A 24,393-nucleotide genomic window follows, 5' to 3' on the forward strand; every position below is an offset into this window, starting at 1 on the left:
AAAATGGATTGGATTTTACGAAAGATGAATCATGTATATTGGTGCTGCATTTTGGATTTCGCCTGGACCTGGAAAAAGCAACGGAACGAATGTTTAGTAAACGCGGACTTAACACCTCGTTGCCTTGGTGCGCACATCCCGTTTCTATCAAACCGGTCTTTTACCGGGATTCTTAAAAAGGTCTCTTTTTAGGCGGGATTTCGAGCTTAGATGCATTCAGCTCTTATTCCGTGGCGCGTAGCTGCCCGGCGATGCCTTGTCAGACAACCGGTACACCAGAGGCGCCGTTGCTCTGTTCCTCTCGTACTAAAAGCAACTTACCCTCAGACCTTGAACACCTCTAGTAGATAGTAACCGACCTGTCTCACGACGGTCTAAACCCAGCTCACGATCTCCTTTAATAGGCGAACAACCTCACCCTTGGCTGCTGCTGCACAGCCAGGATGGAAAGAACCGACATCGAGGTAGCAAGCTGCCGGGTCGATATGTACTCTTGCCGGCAACGACACAATTATCCCCAGGGTAACTTTTCTGTCATTTTTGGCCCCCACCAAGGAGGCTCAAAAGTTCGCTAGAACCGACTTTCGTCTCGTCAACCACTGCTATGCTGATTAACGTCAGGCTGACTTATGCTCTTGCACTCTTCAGCGAGTTTCCGACCCGCTTGAGTCAACCATTGCGCGCCCTTGATATCTTTTCAAGGGCGTCCCGCCCCAGGCAAACTGCCCACCTATCGGGGTCCTCCTCGCGGAGTTAGGGTCGTAATTTCGGAAGGGTAGTGTCCCAATTGTGACTCCACGAATGCTGGCGCACCCGCTTCGACGTCTCCTACCTACACTGTACATCCAAAATCACAACACAACGACAGGCTGCAGTAAAGCTCCATGGGGTCTTCACTTCCCCCTAGAGGTCTCTAGACTTTGCACTAGAATGTAAGCTTCACCGGACTCCAGTTAGGGACAGTAGGGCTCTCATTGATCCATTCATGCAAGTCGCCAATTAAGCGACAAGGTACTACGCTACCTTAAGAGGGTCATAGTTACCCCCGCTGTTTACGGGCCCTTCTTCCCGTTGAACCGGGGTTTCAGGTACCCGCACTGAGCAGGATTCAGAGATTGTACTAGCCCTTACGGGTTTGCAATCTCCTATGTTGATATTAGACAGTTAGAGCCCCCTGGTCACTGCGACCTGCTGTTCTCACAGCAGGCACTCCTTCTCCCGAAGTTACGGAGCTAATTTGCCGAATTCCCTTAACTGAATTGATCCGACACGCCTTAGCCTTTTCAGCTAGGGGCACCTGTGTCAGTTCTCGGTACGGACATTTAACCGCCCTTTTCACGGGTTCCGGGGTGAAGCTGACTTTCGCCATAACACATTCGCCCGCTTCTCGCCATTACGGCTCTCCACGGGATTCGGTGCTTGGACGGCGCGACAACGCCGCTCAACCTGCCCCAAAACGTCAGGCACTTGGTGTTAAATGGTACAGGAATATTAACCTGTTTCCCTTTCGGCGTACTCGAATTACGATACGTCTTAGGACCGACTAACCCTCGGCTGACGAACATTGCCGAGGAAACCTGGCCCCTTCGGCGGTAAGGATTCTCACCTTACTTTGCTGCTACTATTACCAGGATTTTCGTTTGTGAACGGTCCACAGGACTTCACAGCCCTGCTTCTGCCCGAACACAACGCCTTCCTACGAGATTACCTTACGGTACTCCGTGGTATCGGTGGTCGACTTGAGCCCCGTCAATTTTCGGGGCCCCAAACCTCGACTGGTGAGCTGTTACGCACTCTTTAAAGGGTAGCTGCTTCTGAGCTAACCTTCCAGCTGTCTTGGGCTTGGGACGCCCTTTAGAGTTAACACTTAGTCGACACTTGGGGACCTTAACCACGGGCTGGGTTGTCTCCCTTACGGACTACAAGCTTACCCCAGCAGTCCGGACTCCGGTCTTCTTAGATGACGGTGGGTTCGGAGTTTGACAAGCGAGTGAGGGATTTCTCCCCCGGGATCGCCAATCAGTGCTCTACTCCACCGACGGTCTCCAACCAGGTCATGCTGCGACATGTTTCGGAAGGAACCAGCTGATGCCGGGCTAGATTAGCATTTCACTCCGAGACGCAGGTCACACGAATGATTTGCAGATCAATACCGCTTGCGGTCCTCCACGTAGCTTTCGCCACGCTTCAACCTGCCCACGCCTAGATCGCCCGGCTTCGGGTCGTATCCCGATGACTCCACGCACTTGTATACGCCGTGCCTCACCCCGAAGGGTTGCGCACATGTTGCTTTCGCTTCGGCTGCCCAATTAAAAGGTTAGCCATCGCCATCAAGATACACTCCCTGGCCCGTTCTTCAAAACGTAAGATATGACATCGGCAGTGATACTCGTACTGCAGCCTCACGGCTGTTTCCTTCGTATCAAAGATCCTTGCACGCCATATCGTTCTATCACCACCAGGTTTCAGGCACTTTGCACCTCCCTTCTCGGGGTACTTTTCAGCTTTCGGTCACCCTACTATTTCGCTATCGGTCTCAAGGAGTATTTAGTTTTGGAGGTTGGTGACCCCCAAATTCCCGCGCGATATCCAACGCACGGTACTCAGGGACTTGCTCCCATCCGTTAACATACATCTACGTGACTATCACACTCTACGGTCTGCCGTTTCAGGCAAGTTTGATTTCGTTGAAGGATTTTTGAGCAGCCCTATAACACCACATGTCCCCGAAGGGATTCGGTTTGAACTGTGCCGCTTTCACTCGCCGTTACTTACGGCATCTCAATTGATTTCTCTTCCTGCCCCTACTGAGATGTTTCAATTCGGGGCGTTCCCGATCATTACTGATCACTAGGAGAGGTCTCATTCGGAAATCTCGGGTTCAAAGGTTCCTTGCACCTAGCCCGAGCTTATCGCAGCTTGGCACGTCCTTCATCAGCTCTTGAGCCGAGCCATCCACCTGGAGGCATAATACCGGATACTTTAACCAGATCCAGTAAGCGTCCAAAATACAGCACCTATACATGATATCATATGCTCCTGAAGTGGGTACTTCAGAAACAATCCATCCTTCCCCGACAAATTGCTTTGTCGGGTGCATTTTTGAGAAATGTAATGGGATATTGGATCTGTTGGTTTTACGGCTTCTGATCGGTGGCTTCTTTTGCTTAGGAGGTGATCCAGCCGCAGATTCCCCTACGGCTACCTTGTTACGACTTAACCCCCCTTGCGAAATTCAGGTTCGAACACGACACGATGTTCGTGCCCTCACCCATACCTCACTCGGGTGGTTTGACGGGCGGTGTGTGCAAGGAGCAGGGACGTATTCACCGCGCTATGTTGAAACGCGATTACTACGGATTCCAGCTTCATGAGGGCGAGTTACAGCCCTCAATCCGAACTAGGGACAGGTTTGTGAGATTGCCAACCCCTTTCGGGGAAGGGACCCATTGTCCTGACCATTGTAGCCCGCGTGTAGCCCGGGAGATTCGGGGCATACTGACCTACCGTAGCCCGCGCCTTCCTCTGATTTAACATCAGCGGTCCCCACAGGGTACCCATCATTCCGGAGAATATGCTGGTAACAGTGGGCACGGGTCTCGCTCGTTGCCTGACTTAACAGGATGCTTCACAGTACGAACTGGCGACGGCCATGCACCTCCTCTCAGCGATTCAGGTAAAGTCTTTAGCTTGACCTACATATTGCTGTCGCCCCCGGTGAGTTTTCCGGCGTTGAGTCCAATTAAACCGCAGGCTCCACCCGTTGTTGTGCTCCCCCGCCAATTCCTTTAAGTTTCAGCCTTGCGGCCGTACTTCCCAGGTGGCTCGCTTCACGGCTTCCCTGCGGCACCAAACACGGTCGCACCGTGCCTGACACCTAGCGAGCATCGTTTACGGCTGGGACTACCCGGGTATCTAATCCGGTTCGTGCCCCCAGCTTTCGTCCCTCACCGTCGAACCCGTTCTGGTAAGACGCCTTCGCCACAGGTGGTCTCACAGGGATTACAAGATTTCACTCCTACCCCTGTAGTACCTCTTACCTCTCCCGGTTCCAAGTCTAGCAGTATCCCCCGATAGCCTACCAGTTAAGCTGGCAGATTTCCCGGAGGACTGACTAAACCGGCTACGGACCCTTTAGACCCAATAATAACGATCACCACTCGGGCCGCCGGTGTTACCGCGGCGGCTGGCACCGGTCTTGCCCGGCCCTTGCTAACACGTGCAATTTAAGCACATGGACAGCCAACAATTGTTGCTGGCACTCGGTGTCCCCTTATCACGGTTGCCCGCATTGTAAAGTTTTCGCGCCTGCTGCGCCCCGTAGGGCCTGGATTCATGTCTCAGAATCCATCTCCGGGCTCTTGCTCTCACAACCCGTACCCGTCGTAGGCTAGCAGGTACATTACACCCGCTACTACCTGATAGGCCGCAGACCCATCCTTGGGCGGACGAATCCATTTCAACCATAAAGCATTCCAGCATATACGGTTTATCCGGAATTATCCCCAGTTTCCCGGGGTTATGCCGGTCCCAAGGGCAGGTTATCCACGTGTTACTGAGCAGTACGCCATGTTCACGAAGAACATATGACTCGCATGGCTTAGGCGAACACCGATAGCAGTGACCTCTGGCAGGATCAACCAGAATTTTGTATTGCACACTTAAAGGAAAATTGTTGATGCGGAAAAACAGTGTTTTATTCGAAAAACACTTTCTTGCACTAAGATGGCCTGATTCGACCAATCCAAATTGATAGATAGAATACCTACCGATCAGAATTAACCGAACCAACAGATCCAATGTCGGACAGAAAAAGCTCCTGTCCCCATCACATGATAAAATAGAATTTTGAAACCAGTGCACCAAAGATACACCAGATTTTATAGTTACACGCTTATGTCATATAAAGGTTATCATTGTCCGAATTAACGGAAAATAAACACCAATGACCATAACATACTAATGATGTACATTATGATAAACATAACACGGTAAATATAATAATGGAACTTGTCCTATATAAAGGCTTCTGTTGATCCATTTTAGAACAACTTACACCGATACCCTTTTACCCTCACCGAAAGATCAGTGAAGTAGGGATCCATAGTACAGTGACTATGATATATAAACCTATTCATTCAACGAATTATTTCGCTGAATCCCAATCCGAATCGACTATAAAGCAAATTCCGGATCAAGCCCCGCAAACATTTCACGGGAACTCATAGAAAGCAATAACTTATATATATAACTTTCGCAATAATTAGGAGCTCCCACCTGCAAGTTCCGACAAAGTCGGAACTGTCGAGGAGTGGGTCTTCTGCTGTCTGAGATGAAAACTCCTGTAGGAAATAACAAATGAATGAACGTTTTGAAAGAGCACATACTTAAAATAAAAACCGGCAATTAAAGAGGGGACCCCTTCATCCATATACCAGAAGAATCAAAGTGGATAAGCTTAAAGCCAAAAAACAATATATATAAATCTAGTTTAAAGTGCTTTAGTCAACTATTCCTGAACTAAAAAATTCAGGGTTTTTCTACTGCATTCTTATAAAATATTTAAAAATTTCACAAATATTCAGAATTATAAAAATTACAACCGAGGAATCAAACTGCCTGCACTGAGAAAACCCACAACAGAAAGCAAAACCGGCACCGAAGAACCGGTATCAAGGGTCCGCACCCCCCGCAAGGACAAAAACGAAATCCTGGCAACCGTGGAAAGTTTACTTGGCGCAAACCGGTTGAAATTGCGGTGCATGGACGGAATCGTTCGGATGGGAAGGATCCCGGGCTCAATGAAGAAGAAGAAAGCCTGGATAAGGGAAGGAGACCTTGTGATAGTCGTGCCCTGGGCCATCCAGGAATCAAAGGCCGATGTTATCTGGAAGTATACAAGACCCCAGGTTGACTGGCTTGATAGCAAAGGGTATCTGAAAGGATAAAAACATGACAGAAAAGATGGATAAAAAAATAAGGCGCATTGATACGGATGTAGACAAACTGCGCATAAAGATAAAAAACTCGAATTCCCTGAAGCTTGAGGAAAACGTATTCGACGAACCCACCTTAAAAATCCTTTACAAGCTCTCAAGAAAGGATTTCATAAAAGAACTGGGTGGATCAATCAGCACAGGGAAAGAAGCAAACGTCTTTTATGCGGTGGGGCCTGAAAGAGAGCTGGCCATAAAAATATACAGAATCACAACAAGCACCTTCAAGGCTATGGACGCCTACATAACAAAGGACCCGCGTTTCATAAACATCCGACACACAAGAAGAGATATCGTATTTGCCTGGACACAGAAAGAGTCCCAGAACCTGAAACGCGCAAGAAGTGCAGGTGTCCGGGCCCCTGAGCCCATAACAACCGAAAAAAATATCATGATCATGGAATTTCTCGGGGAAAATGAGGTCCCGTACCCACAGCTCAAAAACATATCTCTTGAAGAGGAGGACGCTAAACGCATTTTTGAGATAATCGTGGAATACATGCGGCTGCTCCTTACAAAAGCAAACCTGGTCCACGCCGACCTGAGCGAATACAACATCATAATAGACCCCAACACCTTGGAACCGATAATCATAGATATGGGGCAGTCCGTAACCAGAGAACACCCAAACGCCCGGGAATTTTTAAATAGGGACGTGCAGAATATCCTCAGATACTTCAGTCGCTACGGGATCAAAATGAGTCCTGAAGAACTACTTTCTAAAATACAGGCGAAATAACTATGACCCAATACGTCAAAATCCCAAAAGAAAGAATAGGTGTGATCATAGGCCCTAAAGGGGAAATGAAAAAACTCCTTGAGACAAAAACCGCGGCTCAGCTTGAAATCGATAGCGAAAGCGGAACAATTGAAATCAACTGCGAAGAAGACCACCTGCGGGAATTCAGACTGCTTGAAACCCTCAAAGCCGTAGGCAGGGGTTTCAGTCCCGAAAAGGCCCTCGAAATCCTGGACAATGACCTGCTGATGCTTGAAGTCATCGACCTTTCCGACGTTGCCCACACCCCCAAAGAAATGCTGCGGATCAAGGGCCGTCTAATAGGAAAAAACGGAAGGACCCGGGAACTTGCAGAAACCCTGATAGACGTAAAGATCTCCGTGTACGGAAAAACCGTGTCAATAATCGGATACCCTGACCACAATACAATCGTCAGGAACGCAATCCAGATGCTCATAGACGGGGCTCCCCACGGAGTGGTCTACAAATTCCTGGAAAAGAAACGCCAGGAACTTATACGGTCTCAGCTTGACTCAATCGAACTTTACTGAAAGCCGGGAAAAAACCTGGGGGGAATAATTATTCAACCCCCCGAATCCTCTTTTTGCCATTCTGCTTCTGGAATTATCATATTTATTAATCAGGGCTAAGAAGCCCTCCAGCTCATTTTAACTCAGCTTTCAAAGAAGAGCTATTTTTGCCTTGATTTGCCACAAAAATCAGTGGCAAGGAAGATCCGTTAAAAAAAATATTTGTAAGGCCTAAGTTCTAAATTACATTTAAAAAGCCTATTGTATCTGTTTTTTGAAGAAATATCTTTATATACGTAGAACCTAAATTTATATCATGGTTTTTTTAAAACAGAAAATAATCAACGGTAAAAAATACTGGTATATTATTAAAACTGGCAGAATTGATGGAAAAGTGAAAACTATATTTCAGATATATTTAGGCAATGCCGAAAAAATATTTGAAATGAAAAAACAGAGTGAATCATTGCCCTACATGAAACTGAAATCTTTTGAGTACGGCAAACTTGCCGCACTTCTTCATGTGAATGAAGAGCTTGGATTCGTTGACATAGTGAACAAGCACACTATGAAAAAATCAATCGATGGTTTAAGTGTCGGAGAGTATCTTTTACTTGATATAGTGGGGAAATCTCATGGAGTTTTAAGTGAAAACGGTATTGGGGAATGGTTCAAAAAATCGGCCTTATCTTTTAAGTGGAAATTCCCTCATAAATTAAATTGTCAGAATTTTTTGAATCATATGAATTACATTGATTCCGACACAATGAAAAATATTGAAGACGATTTGTGCCGAGTTCTCATCGAAAAAGGACTAACCCCTTCAGTACTGTTTGTGGATGAATCAAACTGGTTCACTTATGCTACCAATTATGATGAAAAAAGTGAATTGCTTCATAAAGGGTATAACAAAAAGCATCGTAAAGACAAAAATCAGGTATCTGTAGCGCTGGCTGCTAATGATTACAACTTACCTTTTATTCACGAGACATATCCAGGAAATGTGCATGATTCAGAGGAATTTTCAGGTCTGGTTGACAAAATAGTAAACCGTCTAACCGAATTGAATATTTGTTCGGAAGACCTTGTTCTTGTTTTTGATAAGGGAAACAATTCAAAGGACAACATTGAAAAAGCAACTTCAAAGATGAATTTTGTAGGGGCTGTAAAAGCAAATCAGGCAGATGATCTTCTTGAAGTGCCATTATCTAAATATCAATTTTTATATGAAAGCTCAGAAGGCCACAAAATTTATGGCTATCGGACAAAGCATCAGTTTTACGGGACAGAATTTACAACAGTAATTACTTTCAATGAAGGAACTCACAAACTTCAAAAAAGAACTTGTGAGTCAAATATGTCAAAAATAACTGAGAATCTGGAAGACCTACAGAGGAGACTGGAAAGCAACAGAGGAAAAGCAAGAAACAGGAGCAGTGTAGAAAAAGAGGTTGCAGACATTATTATCAAAAAATACAGAAGTATGGTGAAATATGAAATTACTGATGCTCCTGAAGGTAAGAAAAAACCTCAGTTAAAGTTCTGGATTGACGAAGAGAATAAAAATAAGCGCGAAAATTCATTAGGAAAAAATATACTATTTACAGATAAGCACCGTTGGCACACTAAAAAAATTGTGCAAACATACAACAATAAAGGCGCTATAGAGGATGATTTTAAGCTATTGAATGATCACCTGCTTGTCCCTGTGGGACCGGTGTACCACCACAAAGATGAAAATATCAAAGTTCACGTATTTCTGTCTATAATTGGCTTACTTTTCTACAGATATTTAGCCTGGGAGACAAAGAGATATGGTCTTTCTATGAGAAGACTAATTGAAAATTTGTCCGAAATTAGGCTGGCAGTTATCCAGGATAAAGAATCAAATAAGTGTAATATTATTCTGGAAGAGATGAGTACAAAGCAAGCATCATTATTTTCTTTCTTGAACCTGGGTAATTACCTGCCACCCCAATAAAAACGTCATCAGTAGGATTATTCATTCCTTAGGCCCACACAAACAAAGCCGCTTGATAACGGAAAAACATGCATCTTTGAAAGTAAAGTTTAATTTTCGTTATTTTCCGTTATTTTCTTCGTTATTCGTTATTCGTCATTCTTCGTCATCGTCTTCATTCTCGTCCTCGACCTCATCCAGGGACATATCCTTAAAACCGGCCCCTTCAAGGAACTTTCCACGCCCCGCTTTTGCCGTAATTGACTCCTCCATCCAGATTACCTCCCCCCTCGAAAGCGTATACTCCGGGAACACCCCTTCCATACCCTCAAACGGTGTCCAGCCGGCCTTGCTATGCAGCAGTTCACCCTTAATCGGACGGATGTCCCTCGGGTTTACGATAATCAGGTCCGCGTCAAAACCTTCCGCAAGCCTCCCTTTGGAATGCCGGTCAAGCCCGAAAATCTTTGCGGGGTTCAGGCTCGTAGCCCGGATCATCCGCCCGAGAGGCAGGATATTCTTCTTTACAGCGGCGAGCATAAGGGGCATCAGGGTCTCAACCCCCGGGACTCCGGAAGGCGCTTCCCGGATATCCGTATCCTTTTCGGACAGCCGGTGGGGGGCATGGTCCGAGGCGACCATGTCAACAGTCCCGTCATTCAGGCCGTTTGTCAGGGCCTTGATGCTCTGCAGGTTCCGGAGAGGAGGGTTCATCTTACCAAAAGCCCCGAGCTTTTCCCAGTCCCTTGTTGAGAGGAAAAGGTGATGGGGAGTGACCTCACAGCTTATCAGAGAAGCCTGTTCAGCCTTTTTTGCAAGGTACTTCTCTTTCCGGATAATGCCCACGGCTTCAAGGGTGCTTATATGACAAAAATGGGCCCTGGTCTTGAGGGAAGTTACAAGTTCCACAGCCTTTTGGACCGCCGTTGCCTCGCAAACTGGAGGACGGGCCTTTGAATGATAGTCAGGAGAAGTATAGGTATTCAAAAGGGCCTCACACTCCAGCCTCAGCTTCTCGTCCTCGGCATGAATGGTAGCGAGAGCCCCAAACTTCTTGATTTCTCCCAGAGCGTCCTCAAAAGCCTCCTCGCTGATATTGAGCCCCCCGGTGGACTCGGCCATGAAAATCTCCCCGAAAGCCATGGACCCCAGCTCCCAGAGTTCCTCCAGTTTTTCAATGTTGCCGGTAACCCCCCCGTTAATCCCGAAATCCACAATGGACTTTCTCCGGGCCAGTTTGTGTTTCAGATAAAAAGAACGCCTGTCCGTGGTGGGTGGTATGGAATTGGGCTGGTCTATGACCGTGGTAATCCCCCCCGCGGCTGCAGCACAGGAACCCGTGTACCAGGTCTCTTTGAACGTCATCCCCGGATCTCTGAAATGCACATGCACATCAATTCCCGCTGGCAGGGTGAGGGCCCCCTTAGCATCAATTATAAGGTCCGAACTGGAGACCCTGAGGTCCTTTCCAATCCGGGTGACCTTCCCGTCCTCAATGATGATTTCAGCAGGCTGAAGACAGTTATCATGGTAAATTTTGGTATTTTTGATGAAAATATCGGGCATGGGCGATTATATGCTCAAAAACATACTTAAAGCCCGCACCTGAGAGGAAACCGGGATAAAATAGAAGAGAAAAGGGGTTCCTCTGACCCCGTAAAAAAGAAAGCGGCTCAGTTCAGTTCAATTCAGTTCAGCTTAACCCTTTCAGCCGTTGCAAGGTAAACAGCGTCCTCGCAGACATTGCAGCAATGGTCAGCAATCCTTTCCAGATAGCGTATCAGGAAAAGCAAATACGTCCCCCTGGAAATAATGGTCGGGTCCTTTGCCATCATCTCAATCAGTTCCACCCAGACCGCATAAAAAAGCTTATCGACCCTCTCATCCAGGGCAGCGGTTTCCCGGGCCAGGTCAGAATCCCGGGTTTCAAAGGCCCTGAGGGATTTTGAAATCATTTCCCCTGTGAAATCAGCCATCTTTTTTGTGTCCACAAGTGGCTTTATGTGCCCGCCTTTGATTTGTCCGGGAATTTTCGCGATATTAATGGAAAGCCCCACAATTCGCCGGAGGTCGGCCGTGACCTTGAGCCCGGATATGACAAAGCGGAGGTCCCCTGCAAGGGGTTGCTGAAGGGCCAGCAGCTCGAAAGTGGAAACCTCGATTGCCCGCTCAAGTTCGTCCACCTCAGGCTCCAGGTCAAGCGTCCTCTGCGCAAGCTCGACATCGAGCTCCAGCACCGACTCCATGGAATCCCGGAAAATCTGCCCGGTCATTTCCCCAAGCGAGACTATAGACTCCTTCAGGAAATCCAGTTGCTCATGGTACTTGTTCCGGACCATTTAAATCACCCGAACCTTCCGGTAATATAATCCTCGGTACTCTGCACCTTCGGATTCTCAAAGATCTGCCTCGTCTCGCCAAATTCAATCAGCTTCCCCATAAGGAAAAAGCCTGTATAATCGGATATCCTTGCTGCCTGTTGCATATTATGAGTTACGATTACAATGGTATAATCCTTTTTCAACTCCATTATCAAATCCTCGATCCTGGCCGTGGAAATCGGGTCAAGCGCACTGCATGGCTCGTCAAAAAGGAGGATTTTCGGCTTTACGGCAAGGGTCCGGGCAATACAGAGCCTCTGCTGCTGCCCCCCGCTCAGAGAAAATGCAGAAGATGCCAGCCGGTCCGAGATTTCGTCCCAGATCGCGGCCGAGCGAAGGGCCTCCTCGACAAGCCCGTCAAGGTCTTTTTTCCTGACCCCGTGGATGCGCGGGCCGTAGGCGATATTGTCATAAATGGACATTGGGAAGGGGTTTGCTTTCTGAAAAACCATCCCCACATGTTTTCTTAATTCCACCACATCCAGGTCTCCGGAATAGATGTCCTTTCCCCCAATTGAGACCGGACCTTCAATTCTACAACTTTTAATAAGGTCGTTCATCCGGTTCAAACAACGGATAAAGGTGGACTTCCCGCAACCTGAAGGCCCTATAAGAGCGGTGACACTTTTTTCCGGAATCACTATAGAGATGTCCTTAAGAGCCTGTTTTTCCCCGTACCAGAGATTCAGGTTTTTAACTTCTATCTGGGGCTTAGCCATGTTTTTAACAGCTTTACTCATTTAATGTACCTCAATGAAATAATCAAAATTTCAACTTTTTCCGATAATGCCTGCGTATAAGAACCGCAAAGAGGTTCACACTCAACACGATCATCAACAGGACCAGGGCCGTCCCGTACTGGAGAGGCCTGGTCTGACTAATGTTGGTACCAGCTGTTGCAAGCACGTAAAGGTGATAGGGTAGAGCCATAAACTGGGAATAAATGGAGTCCGGCAGTCTTGGCAGGAAGTAAGCCGCCCCGGTAAGCAGGATAGGAGCCGTTTCCCCTGCAACCCTTCCCACACTCAGGATAGCTCCCGTAGTTATCCCCGGGATTGCGGCCGGAAGCACCACATTCCTGATAGTCTGCCATTTGCTGACCCCGAGCGCCAGGGAAGCTTCCCGGTATTCCATGGGAACCGTTATCAGGGCCTCCTGGGTGGAACGGATGATCACGGGAACAATCAGGAGCGCCAGGGTCAGGGAAGCTGACAGAAGCGAAGCCCCGAAGCCCAGATACTTAACAAACATGGCAAGCCCGAAAAGCCCGAAGACCACGGAAGGAGTCCCTGCAAGGTTGTTTATTGCCATTTCAATAGCCCAGGTAGCCCGGCTTTCCTTTGCGTATTCGTTTAAGTAGATGGCAGCCAGGACCCCCAGAGGTAGCGCCGCGGCCAGGGAGCCCACAATAAGGCCCAGAGTCCCCACGATTGCCGGATAGATCCCGCCTTGGGTCATCATTTTCCTGGGCATCTCAGTTAGGAACTCAACACTTATCGCCCCGTACCCGCTGGAAATGATGTTGTAGAGGATAATAACTACAAAGGAGACGACCAGCAGCGGAGCAAGAGTCAGGAAAGTAAAGGCTATCTTTTCGCTTGTTTTTGCACTCAGGCCCATTCAATCCACCTTAAACCTGTATTTCTTCTTAACCGCGTCCGCGAGCAGGTTAATCAGGAAAGTGATTATGAAAAGCACGGACCCGACCGCAAACAGAGCATGGAAATGGGCACTTCCCTGAGGAACTTCCCCCATCTCAAGCGCAATCGTGGCAGTCATTGTCCTGGCCGGGTTCAGTATCCCTCCCGGAAACCCGGGGATTATCGCGGTATTTCCGGTTACCATCATGACAGTCATGGTCTCCCCGATTGCCCTGCCCATCCCAAGCATCACCGCCGCGGAAATTCCGGAAAGGGCCGCAGGCACAATAACCCTGTAGATAGTCTGCCACCTTGTGGCCCCGAGAGCCAGAGACCCTTCCTTGAGAGACCTGGGAACCGAACTGATCGCATCCTCGGAGATGGAAATGATCGTGGGTAGAGCCATTATCCCGAGCATGACCGAACCTGTAAGAGCTGTCTGGCCCGTGGCAAGCCCGAAGGTCTCCCGGATAAAAGGAACAAGCACGACAAGCCCGAAGAACCCGTAGACAACAGACGGGACCCCCGCAAGGATCTCAATAAAAGGCTTCAGGAACTCGGCGACCTTCGGGTGAGCCATTTCAGAGATGTATATGGCAGAGGCGACCCCCAGAGGAACTGAAAAAACAATTGCTCCGGCAGTCACAATCAAAGACCCAAAAAACAGAGGCAAGAGCCCGAACTGCGCATTTACTGAAGTTGGGTACCAGAACTTTCCGCCTGCAAAGTCCATGAAGCTGAAATTTTCAAAGAGGGCAAGCCCGTCTTTGAATAAAAAAATACATATAAGGAAAAGGATGACGACCGTCAGGGCGCTCACCGAAAAGAGAGCGGATTCGATCACTTTTTCCTTATAAATTCTGTTGAACATTATTTCCCCTTGTTAAATTGTATTCCCGGATTACGGTTTTATGATTCACCGAGATTTGCATTACTGCTAAAAACTTTAGTATACAGTTTATTTTACAGGGAAATATCCTACTTCCTGTACGAGTTCCTGGCCTTCGGCACTCAGCACGAAGTCGATAAATTCTTTTGTAAGCCCGGAAGGCTCGCCGTCAGTGTAGAAGAAAAGAGGCCTTGCAAGCGGGTACTGCCCGCTGATGATGTTTTCAGAACTCGGGTATTGGAAACCATCTCCGCCGTCCACACTCAGCGCTTTTAAGTTTTCGTCGAGATAGGCCACTCCGATGTATCCGATTGCATTGGGGTTCAGGGAAATTTCACCGACAATTGCCCCTGTGGTCGGCTGGGTAAGGGCATCAGGCCGGAATTCGTCTCCCAGAAGAACATTCTCTTTGAAGTACTCATAAGTCCCTGAACTGCTGTCCCTGGACATTACCGCAATCGGCCCGGCTTCTCCACCGACTTCCTGCCAGTTGCTGATGCTGCCGTTGTAGATCCCGCGCAGCTGGTCAAAGCTGAGCTCGGAAACAGGGTTTTCAGGATTGACGACAACGGAAATCCCATCCCAGGCAATTACATGCTCCAGAGGGGTGACACCATTTTCCTCTGCGTTTTCGAATTCCGCACCCTTCATATTTCTGGAGGCGGCAGCAATGTCAATTTCCCCGTCAATAAGAGCGGCAATTCCTACCCCGGACCCGCCCCCTGTGACTGCAATATCCTTGCCTGTATAGCGGATCATAAACTCTTCAGCTTCATACTGGGCAACGGGCAAAACCGTGTCAGAGCCTTTTACGGAAATACTCTGTGTATCAACTGCCGGAGCACCCTCTCCCCCATTATCACCGCCAATGCAGCCGATTCCTGAAAAAACAAGCCCCATTAAAAGGACCGAGAGAATTGCATATTTTTTAAAATTGCCTGCCATGTTGTGGTTATTCCTCCGAAACTAAACACGAGAGATATCAACAATCTATATCATTACACAGTATTCTTTAGTAAATCCCAGTATAAAGAAAGGTGTTTATAAAGATTGTCCATATAAACTATAGATGGAGTTGTTGAATTCATATAATCAGAATAAATGAATAGAGTATATAGAAATTGAAAAAGCGGGGAGATTGAAATTGCAAAACATGCTGCAAAACAAAAAATGCAGAGAACAGTTTAAAAATTGAAAAGTAAACTGAAAGACTCAGAAAAAGTAGAGAACAGTTTGAAATTTTAAAAAATCAGAACCGAAAGGCCCGGAAAAAGAGGACGAAGAGGAAGAAAAGGAAGAAAAAAAGGCTAGAAGACTCAGAAATCAAAGAGTGAACTCTGAGCAGCCTTCTCATTCCCGCATGTTTCCTGTTTGTTTTCCATTTTTCTGAAAGGTTTTTCTTCTTCCTTAGGCTTTGCTTCAAAATCAAAAAGCCCTTTCTGCTTCGAATCGAAATCAAGAGAAGAAGACTTTACCCCGAAAACCCCCAGGATGCGCTCCTCGGGGGGCAGGATCTGCTTTTTAATATAGTAATCCACATCAATCGAGATGTTGTGTTCCCGGACATAGTCAGGGTCTTCGGCCCGGGTCACAAAGAGCCCTCTGCCGGCCACAATGACAAAGGGAATTCTCGTCCCGATGGGGGTCATAATCCCGGTGCGTTCTTTAATCTTCTTGACAACGGTCAGGTGGGGCTGCTTGCTCTTATAGCTTTCAATTTTCCGGGAAAAGGTGCGGGTAAGGATCAGGTCTTCAACGAGCTCGGTGTCTTTTGTCGGGTCAAGGTTCCGGACGGAATTTACCACCTGCCGGACATGTTCCACGGCCCCGTCAATGTCACCCTCAATCAGTACGAGTTTCAGCACCTTATTCAGGGTTTTGGAGGTCAGCTCGCACCAGTCCCTGCGCACCGTTTCCATACCTTTAACCTTGATTTTGTTCTCCCATCCGGAGTTTTTGGGCTCAAACAGCCAGAGAGCGTAGCGTTTCTTGGCAATCAGGAGGGCACGCTTTGCAATCGACTCGAACTCAAGCTCCATGGGATCAGGAAGAGAGTCCGAGACCAGCTTTGCCAATCGGTTTCCGACAAGGCTCACGTCCTCAAGGGAAATGTCTTTTTCAGACTTACATTGGACAAAAACACTGTCCGTATCCCCGTAAGCGACCAGAAGCTCCACCGCCCGGTCCTCCGGAAAAGGAGCCTCAATTTCTTCGGTCAGGAAAGCCACTTCGTCCCTGAGGATGATCTTCCCGATGGTATCGTTAATAAGAGCCCGCGTGTTCAGGATATTGCTCCTCCCGAAACTGGTAACGGCGTTGGCAAGGGGCAGGCTGTAGAGCCTTGCGCGGGCGTAGCCCGAATAGCCGTAGAAACTGTTAAGGAGGATCTTTAAGGCGAGCTGGGTTGCGTCAAGGACCCTGTATTCATTATCATCCGTGGCCTTTTTCATCCTGACCTTGGTCTCGCCTCTCTGGGCCAGAAGGTCTTCCAGGATGGAAGGCACGATCCCCTTTGAGACACTCGCAGGCACGAACTCCCCTCCGGAAGGAGGTTTAATAGTATCTTCCTCAGGCCGGTCTCCGGTCACGACGGTCGTATAACAGAGGTTGTGCGCCATCATGATTGTCGGGTAAAGGGACTTGTAGTCAAGGATCACAACCTCTTCAAGCAGGCCTTTCATGGGCTCAAGCACTTCTCCGCCTTTCAACTCGGAACTTTGCTTGTACCGTTTTGTCGAAAGTTCATCATCGGGCTTCGGGGGAATTACCCTATCTCTTGACCCAAATTCCCGGAGCATGAGCTGCTCGACCATGGAGGTCTGCCCCCCGTCCACCACTTCCTGCGGAAGGGCCCCACTGACGCGGGAAAGGGCAACGTATTTATCGAGCAGTTTCAGTTTGAGAATTAGTTCCAGAGCAAGCTCGGAGTCCCTTCTTGAGTAATCAATGAATTTATGCAATTTTTCTCCGGAATCCAGCCAGTGCTCTTCCATCTCTCCGGGGAGCACATCGAGCTTTTCCCGGTCCAGGAGTTCCTTTGAGACCACCCGCAGGGTGTACTGCTTGAGACTGAAACCCCGGCGCACCAGGGGAAGGGCGTCGGCCACCACCCTGCCCTTCATTTCGGTCCTGGTAATAAGCCCGAACCTCCGGTAACCCATGGGACTGCCATCCCGCCCGGCCGTGGAGTTGATCTTTTTCCCGGCTTCGGTCAGGGTTTTGACCCTGTCCGTGATATAGGGGATGTCGAAGCCCTGGTGGTTATAGCCCACAACGATGTCGGGGTCATATTCGCAGATGATTTCAAAAAATTTGTTCAGCATTTTCCCTTCATTCGGAAAGTGCAGGACATCGGGGGCTGCTCCCTCGACAGGTTTTGCGACCAGGATAAGAGTCTGATGCCCCTTATAAGCAGGCTCGAAGCAAAAACTGATCATGATAACCGGAGATTTATCCGGAGTTGGCATCCCCCCATCCAGGGGCAGGCATTCGATGTCAAAAGCCAAGTAGCTGAGAGGAGCGTTGGAAAGGTTTTCGATTTTCCGGACTTCCGATGCAAGGATTACGGAATCACAGGTAAATTCCCAGGGAGAAAAAGAGGAAGAATAGGAGGAAGAAGGAGAAGAGGAAGCCTTAACTTTCTTATTTAACCCGAGTTCGGCTGCAAACTCCGGGTATCTCTCATTATCATCTTCTGCGGAGACCCAGCCCATTCCCCCGAGACCCCGGTCAACCAGGAAACGGTTCCTGAAAAGAATGTCAGTTTCGTAGACCTCTTCTGCCCCGCGTATTTTTAAAATTTCGTCCCTGATCGCGGGGACGTCTCTTGGTAAAAGGGTAGTGATCTTGAGCATGTTTTTCCTGGCTTTCTGGTAGCCCACAGGCTCGAACTTTTTAACGGTCTCGACCTTTTTCACCTGCTCAAAGGTGTCTTTTATAAGCCGGCCTATGGCATCCAGATCCCCCTCGGCCCGGAGATAAAAATAGGGCTCAAACCCGGGAACAAGACAGCACACACTCCTGCCGTCCGCCCCCCGCCCGAAAAGACGAATGACCGGTTGATTATTGATAACTTTATAATCCGCATCCAAGACCTGAAAATCCATGGGCAGGTTTACTGTTTTAGGTAAACATATATCTTTTGTTGTAGGTGGGCAAAATAAGCTTTAAATGTAAAATAGAGCAGGCCCTGAAAAGGGATAAAATGAAAGTGAAAAACCTGCCTGAAAAGTGAGAATACCTTATAATGGAAAATAGTCATGTTAAAACGAATTCAGTTTGGTTGAAGCGATTTCAAATGTTGCTCACAAAACCCAATTATCTTTGAGTCTTTGATTTTTTTTCCAATTGCCAGGGATTTTTTCAAAAAATCAATCGCTTTTCCTGATTCTCCGAGATCGCTGTGTGCTGACCCTAAATTTCCAAGGGCTGCACTTTCTCCGCGCCGATCTCCAAGTTCTTTAGCAATTTTGAGGGCCTGTTCATAATATTCAATTGCTTTTTTTAGGTATCCCAGAACACTGTAGACATTCCCTAAATTCCCAAGGTGAATTCCTTCTCCAAGTCTATCGCCCATTTCCTTATCAATTTTAAGTGCTTGTTTATAATATTCAATTGCTTTTTCTGATTCTCCCAAAACATTGTAGACATTCCCTAAATTCCCAAGGTGAATTTTTTCTCCGCGTCGATCTCCGAGTTCTTTAGAGATTTTGAGGGCCTGTTCATAATATTGAATCGCTTTTCTTGGTTCTCCGAGATCACTGTATGCTAACCCTAAATTTCCAAGGCGATTTCCTTCTCCTCGCCTGTCCCCAATTTCTTTAGAAATTTTGAGGCCCTGTTCATAATATTGAATCGCTTTTCTTGGTTCTCCGAGATCACTGTATGCTAACCCTAAATTTTCAAGGGCATTTCGTTCTCCTCGTCTGTCCCCAATTTCTTTAGAAATTTTGAGGGCCTGTTCATAATATTGAATCGCTTTTCTTGGGTCTCCGAGATCGCTGTATGCGTTCCCTAAATTTCCAAGGGCATTTCGTTCTCCTCGTCTGTCCCCGATTTCTTTAGAAATTTTGAGGGCCTGTTCATAATATTGAACCGCTTTTCTTGGTTCTCCAAGATGACTGTATGCTAACCCTAAATTTCCAAGGGCATTTCCTTCTCCTCGCCTGTCCCCAATTTCTTTAGAGATTTTGAGGGCCTGTTCATAATATTGAACCGCTTTTCTTGGTTCTCCGAGATCACTGTATGCGTTCCCTAAATTTCCAAGATCTGTACATTCCCCTCGCCTGTCCCCAATTTCTTTAGAAATTTTGAGGGCCTGTTCATAATATTGAATCGCTTTTCTTGGTTCTCCGAGATCACTGTATGCTAACCCTAAATTTCCAAGGGAATTTCCTTCTCCTCGCCTGTCCCCAATTTCTTTAGAAATTCTCAGAGAAATTTCAAAATATTTAATGGAATCCTCAGAATAACCCCTCAGTAATTTAATCATTCCAAGATTAGAATTCCAATAAGCCAGTTTATAAAGATCAATAGACCCTTTTTCCATATGTTCCCTTAATAAACGGGAATAATAATCCCACCTGTCCTCGAGTTCTTTTTTGCTTAAGGATGAAAGTTCCGAGTCCCCAAAATCAACCGATGTTACGGCCCTTATTTCTTTTTCCATTTCAAACTCGATAACAGTGGTGCGCCAGGAAAAAAAGTCCTGAGCTTCGGAAAGGACCGCCTGAAAAGATGCGGTGTTTACCCAGATAACTATCGTATGCTTGAAATCGAGAAACTTTTCCCTCATCATGTTTAGAATTGCAAGGGCCTCGGACCTTCCTGATTGGCTTTTTTTTCTTATTGCTTTATCAAGCCCGAAAACGAAGAAGGCGGGCTTTTTGTTCTCTCTTATTTTTGAAGCATACAGGTCCGAGGCCACGGCCTCATTTAAAAGTTCCAGAAGATCGGGAGAGTCCTCATTCATATTAACAGGATAAACAAAAAGTTCATGTTCCAGCCTCTCTGTAATCTCCACACAGATAGCGTCACAGAGGACGGGTTTGTTGCAGCGCACGAAAACAATTGTAAGGTCTTCCGAGATGCTGAGGACGGTGGCCAGTTTATCCAGTTTGAAAAGGTTTTCAGGCGTAAGTTCAAGCTTTTTTCCTGTTGAGAACATCCGATAAACCCCTGGAATCAATATCATTTATTGAAGCATATTTTTTTCAGCAAGGATTGCGCGAACAACCGGGTTCAGGTCACACCAGCTCCTTCCGTTTGTATATTCAAGGACACTTAGATTGTGAAGCAGGCCCACGAGCACCCTGTTCCGTTTCATATCTTTGGAACTGGAAATTTCAAGAAGCATATCATAGTCTTCGTCACTTAACTGGTTCTGGTAGGTATTTTTGAGGTCATTGACCACTTCTTCCACAACCGCCTTATCAATAAGCGTTTTACCTCTCGTAAGAGCTGTAACCGCCGAATCCCTGATAATCCTTATGTATTCCCTCAAAACCCCCCCGCTCATATCGATAATATACTCCAGGGCTTCGGGTTCAAACAACTCGGGATTTACCCTTTTAGCAACAATTTTCTTCATGAGTGCCCGGTCTGTGGACTCCCTGTCCACACTACCGTCCTGATTGTGGACCTTGATGTTGGGATACATTATATCATCACTGAAATTCATCCGGATTTGTGAAAATCGATCCGAATTTTTCAGAGAGATTGGGAAGGTGTAAATAATTTTGCACTTCGGCTGAGCAAGCTGAGTACCGTGGATTTCGAAGAGGTCAAAGGCATTTTCAGGGTTTGATTTTTCGAGGTTATCAATAATTATAAGCACCTGTTTCCCGGTTTCCTCGATTTCAACAACAATATCATTGATGATGCTTATTAACTCCGAGATCCTTGGCCTGATTTCCTTTCTAATTTCTTCTCTGGTCTCTGTCTCATTTTTCATTCTGGCAAAAAGCTCCATGAAACGCAGAAAACGGACTCCAATGCCAGCCCCAAGTTCATTTTTTTCAGAAGAGATGATTTCTTTAGTAATGGAAGAGCCCCATTTATTTGCCCGCTCAATCGGATCCTTTCCAATTTCGATTTTCTCTTCCCTGGTTCTTTCAATTAACTGGGCAAGAATAGAAAAGAGAACATCGGCATAATTGACATCATTCGGATCCAGCATTTCCAGAACGTCGTAACTTACCACAAAAAAGTCATCGCTCAAACTGGAAACGAGCCGGTTTAAGGCTGTCGATTTACCTGACCCCCTGTGGCCGGTGAAGAGGATTTTAATAGCCTCCTTTGACTCCAGACCCAGATCCAGACGGGTTCTGAGTTTGCGGATCCGGGTCTCATTTTCCCCGATTTCAACGTAGTATTTTTTCAAATCCTCATCAAACAGGGCCTTGTCGGGATTAAAAAGGTGATAAACAGCTTTAAGATCGTCAGTCATTGCCTGTACTTCCTGTAAAAATACTGAATTTTTAGATTATGTTCTGTGAAGTCAGTATTTATTGCCGATATTATAAGAACATGATCTGTCAGCCCCCGGCATATTGGAAAATATGCAGAAAATGACAGCAGAGATATCAGGCAAGAAAAAAATCGAAATGATGGGGAAAATGAAAAATAGAGAAAATAACTAAAAAATAAAGAAATCGTTCAAAAAAAAGTAAAAAAGTAAAAGCCCTGAAAACTCAGGAAACCTTTATGTTCATATTAATGGCAACTTCCGCGATATCGGCACTGTACTCAGCAACCCTTCTAAGACTTTCCAGGATCATGGTGAGTTCTATTTTATCTTCCCCGGCCCATTCATGAGACTCAAGGGAGACCCCGAACTGGGAGACTTTTTTAGCTTCCACAACGATATCGTTGATTGCCTGAAGGTCCTCCTGGCTCATTGAGTCGATGGAACTTTCGAAAACCCGCCTGGAGAGATCGGACATTTTGAAGATGGAGTCGTCTTTTTTCACGCTGTTTTCCATCTTTATGACGTTTTTGGCAATCCGAACCGCATGGTCCCCCACACGTTCGATACTCTTTGTGATAAGCCGGTAGCCCAGGCAGTCCCTTGGATGCGCGATTCCAATCTTTTCGGAAAGTTCGATGTCCTCGATGGAAGCTTTGAGCTGACGGACCGAGAGCAGGTAGAAACGGTCCACGTCATCGTCTCTCTGGATAACGTCTTCGGCGATTTCGACGTCATGGTCCCGAAGTGCACTCATCGAGTCCTCAAGCATGGAGAGGACAAGCCCATACATATTCTTGATTACCCTTGCCAGAGGCAGGTCGTTGTAGTTCAGGAGACACTGAAAAACCAGCTCGTTCCTGGACTCTTCAACAAGCTCGAGCCCGATCAGTTTCTGGCGTACGGAATCCTTGATAAACTTCCGGTCGTAAGCGCTGAAGCCTTTCTGAGTGGTCAACCTTATGACGTCATATCCCACGAGGTAATGAGAAATCAGGATCCTGAGGTTGTTCTCCGCACTCTCGGAATGGATGTACTCAATAGTGGCCTTAAGAAAAGAATGTTCTCTGGAAGTCGCACCTGAAGACACGAGCAAAGTCTTGTTGGGCATAGGAGAAAGAGTGAGTATGTCCCCTGCGGAAAGTCCGATCTCCCGGACCCACTTTATAGGCAGAGACACAATGTAAGTAGAATTACCTGTAAACTGAACTTTTCTTTTATCCTTGGTAATGATGAAACCCCCTAAGAGATTATACGGCATCTATATAGAACATTGGCATATAAAAGAGTATCCAGCAGGTAGGGGAAGATATTGAGATCTAAAGACAGAAAATAAAAAAATTTTAAAAACATGAAAAGATATAGAGAATGCTAAAAAAATAGAGATCAAAACAAAAATTCTAACTTTTGCAGGAAAACAAACAAATTAAGGACGCTGCCCCTGACAAATTCACAGTTGAAAATATAAAATATAATAATATATAAGGATGTGCGTAAGTAATTGGTCAACAATCAGGAAACATGCATTAATTATAAGTTCTCAAAATAAGAGTGGAAATATTGATTCAAAGCAGGTCAAAAAAATAGAAGAAAAATTCAAAATCCGGATAATTCTCTAACCCTGATGTCTCCAGTAGTTCGAAAAAAGATGTTTCAGAGAACAAAAAGCTTGGGAAAGGACCACAATGCAATTTGACATTAAACTTCAATCACTTATTAACAACAGCCCTGTAATTATCTTTTTGTGCAAGGCAAAGGAAAACTGGCCGGTAGAACTACTCAGTGAAAACATCAGTCAATTCGGGTACAGGGAAGAGGAGTTCATCTCCGGGAACTTACAGTACCTTGACATTGTCTACCCGGAAGATCTGGAACGGGTAAAGGCTGAAATTTTCGGATATTCGGAGGAAGGCCGGGAAGACTTTACTCAGGAGTACCGGATCCAGACAGATTCCGAGGATGTTTTGTGGGTGGAAGCGAAAATCCGTGTCCAGTTCGGGAAGAATGGGGAAGTGACCCACTATCAGGGCACCGTATACAACATCACGCAGCGGAAAATTGCAGAAGAGTCAATGCAGAAGGCCCTGGAAAAAAAGAAAGAACTCGAAACGGTCATAAACAGCAGTCCCGTAATCGTCTTCTTATGGAGGGCCGAGGAAGGCTGGCCTGTGGAATTGGTATCGGAAAATATCACAAAACTGGGATACAGTCCGGAAGAATTCACCACAGGAAAGCTCCTTTACACCGATATCATACACCCCGAAGACCTGGCCCGGGTATGGGCGGAAGCCTCCCGGGCCGCTGAGGAAGGGAAAAAGGAGCTGACTCAGGAATACAGGGTCCTGACGAAGGACGGGGATGCGCACTACGTTGAGGAAAGAAACCTGATCCGAAGAAACGGAGAAGGCAGGGTCACACATTATCAGGGAATTATCCTGGACATCAGCGAAAAGAAAAAAGCAGAAGAGTCAATGCACCTCGCCCAGAAAAAGAAGGACGAACTTACAGAAGTCATCAACAGCAGTCCCCTTTACGTCTTCCTTTGCGGGACGGAAGAAGGCTGGCCCGTGGAATTTACTGCGGAAAATATCAGAAGACTGGGTTACACCCCGGAAGAGTTCACTTCCGGGAAAATCAAATACCTGGACATAGTTCACCCCGAAGACCGGGAACGCATACTTGCCGAAGTGGCCAGGTATTCCAGAGAAGGATACACGGAGTGCACCTAGGAGTACAGGGTCCTGACAAAGTCAGGAGAGGTCCGCCACATAGACGACAGGACTCTGATTCAGA

The 24,393-nt window shown here is 46.7% G+C and carries 15 protein-coding genes and 2 rRNA genes; 5 read left to right on the plus strand and 12 right to left on the minus strand.

All coding sequences use genetic code 11. The features are described 5' to 3' along the window. Positions 1-73: 73 nt before the first annotated feature. Together ACZ5QV_RS03555 and ACZ5QV_RS03560 are read right to left on the minus strand one after the other, a co-directional pair. A 23S ribosomal RNA gene (locus tag ACZ5QV_RS03555) occupies positions 74-2,985 on the minus strand. Between the two features lie 184 nt (positions 2,986-3,169). Beyond that, a 16S ribosomal RNA gene (locus ACZ5QV_RS03560) occupies positions 3,170-4,647 on the minus strand. The 16S and 23S rRNA genes sit together here, the layout of an rRNA operon. A 977-nt stretch (positions 4,648-5,624) precedes the next feature. Between ACZ5QV_RS03560 and eif1A the strand changes: the two genes are divergently transcribed. From eif1A to ACZ5QV_RS03580, 4 genes are all read left to right on the plus strand, one after another. Beyond that, positions 5,625-5,948, plus strand: coding sequence for a translation initiation factor eIF-1A (gene eif1A / locus ACZ5QV_RS03565; RefSeq protein WP_464602023.1), 324 nt, complete (start codon positions 5,625-5,627; stop codon positions 5,946-5,948). 4 nt (positions 5,949-5,952) lie between these two features. Next, the gene (locus ACZ5QV_RS03570) at positions 5,953-6,735 is read left to right on the plus strand and encodes a serine protein kinase RIO (RefSeq protein WP_464601251.1); all 783 of its coding nucleotides are present in this window, start codon (positions 5,953-5,955) and stop codon (positions 6,733-6,735) included. 2 nt (positions 6,736-6,737) lie between these two features. Then, positions 6,738-7,286 carry a KH domain-containing protein gene (locus tag ACZ5QV_RS03575; RefSeq protein ID WP_464601252.1) on the plus strand — a complete coding sequence of 183 codons (549 nt, stop codon included), beginning with the start codon at positions 6,738-6,740 and terminating at the stop codon, positions 7,284-7,286. 295 nt (positions 7,287-7,581) lie between these two features. Then, positions 7,582-9,246 carry an IS1634 family transposase gene (locus ACZ5QV_RS03580; RefSeq protein WP_464599431.1) on the plus strand — a complete coding sequence of 555 codons (1,665 nt, stop codon included), beginning with the start codon at positions 7,582-7,584 and terminating at the stop codon, positions 9,244-9,246. A gap of 135 nt (positions 9,247-9,381) precedes the next feature. On the opposite strand, the gene ACZ5QV_RS03585 is transcribed toward ACZ5QV_RS03580, so the two are convergent. The 10 genes from ACZ5QV_RS03585 to ACZ5QV_RS03630 form a co-directional block, all read right to left on the minus strand. Continuing rightward, positions 9,382-10,791, minus strand: a complete 1,410-nt coding sequence (locus ACZ5QV_RS03585; protein ID WP_464601253.1) for a dihydroorotase — start codon at positions 10,789-10,791, stop codon at positions 9,382-9,384. Positions 10,792-10,913: 122 nt separating this feature from the next. After that, on the minus strand, positions 10,914-11,564 hold the full coding sequence (gene phoU, locus ACZ5QV_RS03590; protein WP_464601254.1) for a phosphate signaling complex protein PhoU: 651 nt from the start codon (positions 11,562-11,564) through the stop codon (positions 10,914-10,916). A gap of 5 nt (positions 11,565-11,569) precedes the next feature. Next, positions 11,570-12,346 (minus strand): phosphate ABC transporter ATP-binding protein PstB, encoded by a 777-nt coding sequence (gene pstB / locus ACZ5QV_RS03595; RefSeq protein WP_464601255.1) that lies wholly within the window; start codon positions 12,344-12,346, stop codon positions 11,570-11,572. 22 nt (positions 12,347-12,368) lie between these two features. Beyond that, positions 12,369-13,226: a phosphate ABC transporter permease PstA gene (gene pstA, locus ACZ5QV_RS03600; RefSeq protein ID WP_464601256.1), complete on the minus strand. Its 858-nt coding sequence runs from the start codon at positions 13,224-13,226 to the stop codon at positions 12,369-12,371. Then, positions 13,227-14,117, minus strand: coding sequence for a phosphate ABC transporter permease subunit PstC (pstC, locus tag ACZ5QV_RS03605; protein WP_464601257.1), 891 nt, complete (start codon positions 14,115-14,117; stop codon positions 13,227-13,229). 87 nt (positions 14,118-14,204) lie between these two features. Further along, complete coding sequence (locus ACZ5QV_RS03610; protein ID WP_464601258.1) at positions 14,205-15,080, minus strand: PstS family phosphate ABC transporter substrate-binding protein; 876 nt, start codon at positions 15,078-15,080, stop codon at positions 14,205-14,207. Positions 15,081-15,451: 371 nt separating this feature from the next. Then, positions 15,452-18,241 (minus strand): DNA-directed DNA polymerase, encoded by a 2,790-nt coding sequence (locus tag ACZ5QV_RS03615; protein WP_464601259.1) that lies wholly within the window; start codon positions 18,239-18,241, stop codon positions 15,452-15,454. 167 nt (positions 18,242-18,408) lie between these two features. After that, positions 18,409-20,157 (minus strand): tetratricopeptide repeat protein, encoded by a 1,749-nt coding sequence (locus tag ACZ5QV_RS03620; RefSeq protein WP_464601260.1) that lies wholly within the window; start codon positions 20,155-20,157, stop codon positions 18,409-18,411. Positions 20,158-20,328: 171 nt separating this feature from the next. Then, positions 20,329-21,582 (minus strand): P-loop NTPase fold protein, encoded by a 1,254-nt coding sequence (locus ACZ5QV_RS03625; RefSeq protein ID WP_464601261.1) that lies wholly within the window; start codon positions 21,580-21,582, stop codon positions 20,329-20,331. A 244-nt stretch (positions 21,583-21,826) separates the two neighbouring features. Next, positions 21,827-22,831 carry a PhoU domain-containing protein gene (locus ACZ5QV_RS03630; RefSeq protein WP_464602024.1) on the minus strand — a complete coding sequence of 335 codons (1,005 nt, stop codon included), beginning with the start codon at positions 22,829-22,831 and terminating at the stop codon, positions 21,827-21,829. Positions 22,832-23,285: 454 nt separating this feature from the next. On the opposite strand from ACZ5QV_RS03630, the gene ACZ5QV_RS03635 reads away from it, so the two are divergent. Then, entirely contained in the window at positions 23,286-24,329 is a 1,044-nt protein-coding gene (locus ACZ5QV_RS03635; protein ID WP_464601262.1) for a PAS domain-containing protein, read from the plus strand. Positions 24,330-24,393: the final 64 nt, after the last annotated feature.

Source organism: Methanosarcina baltica, from assembly GCF_055394095.1.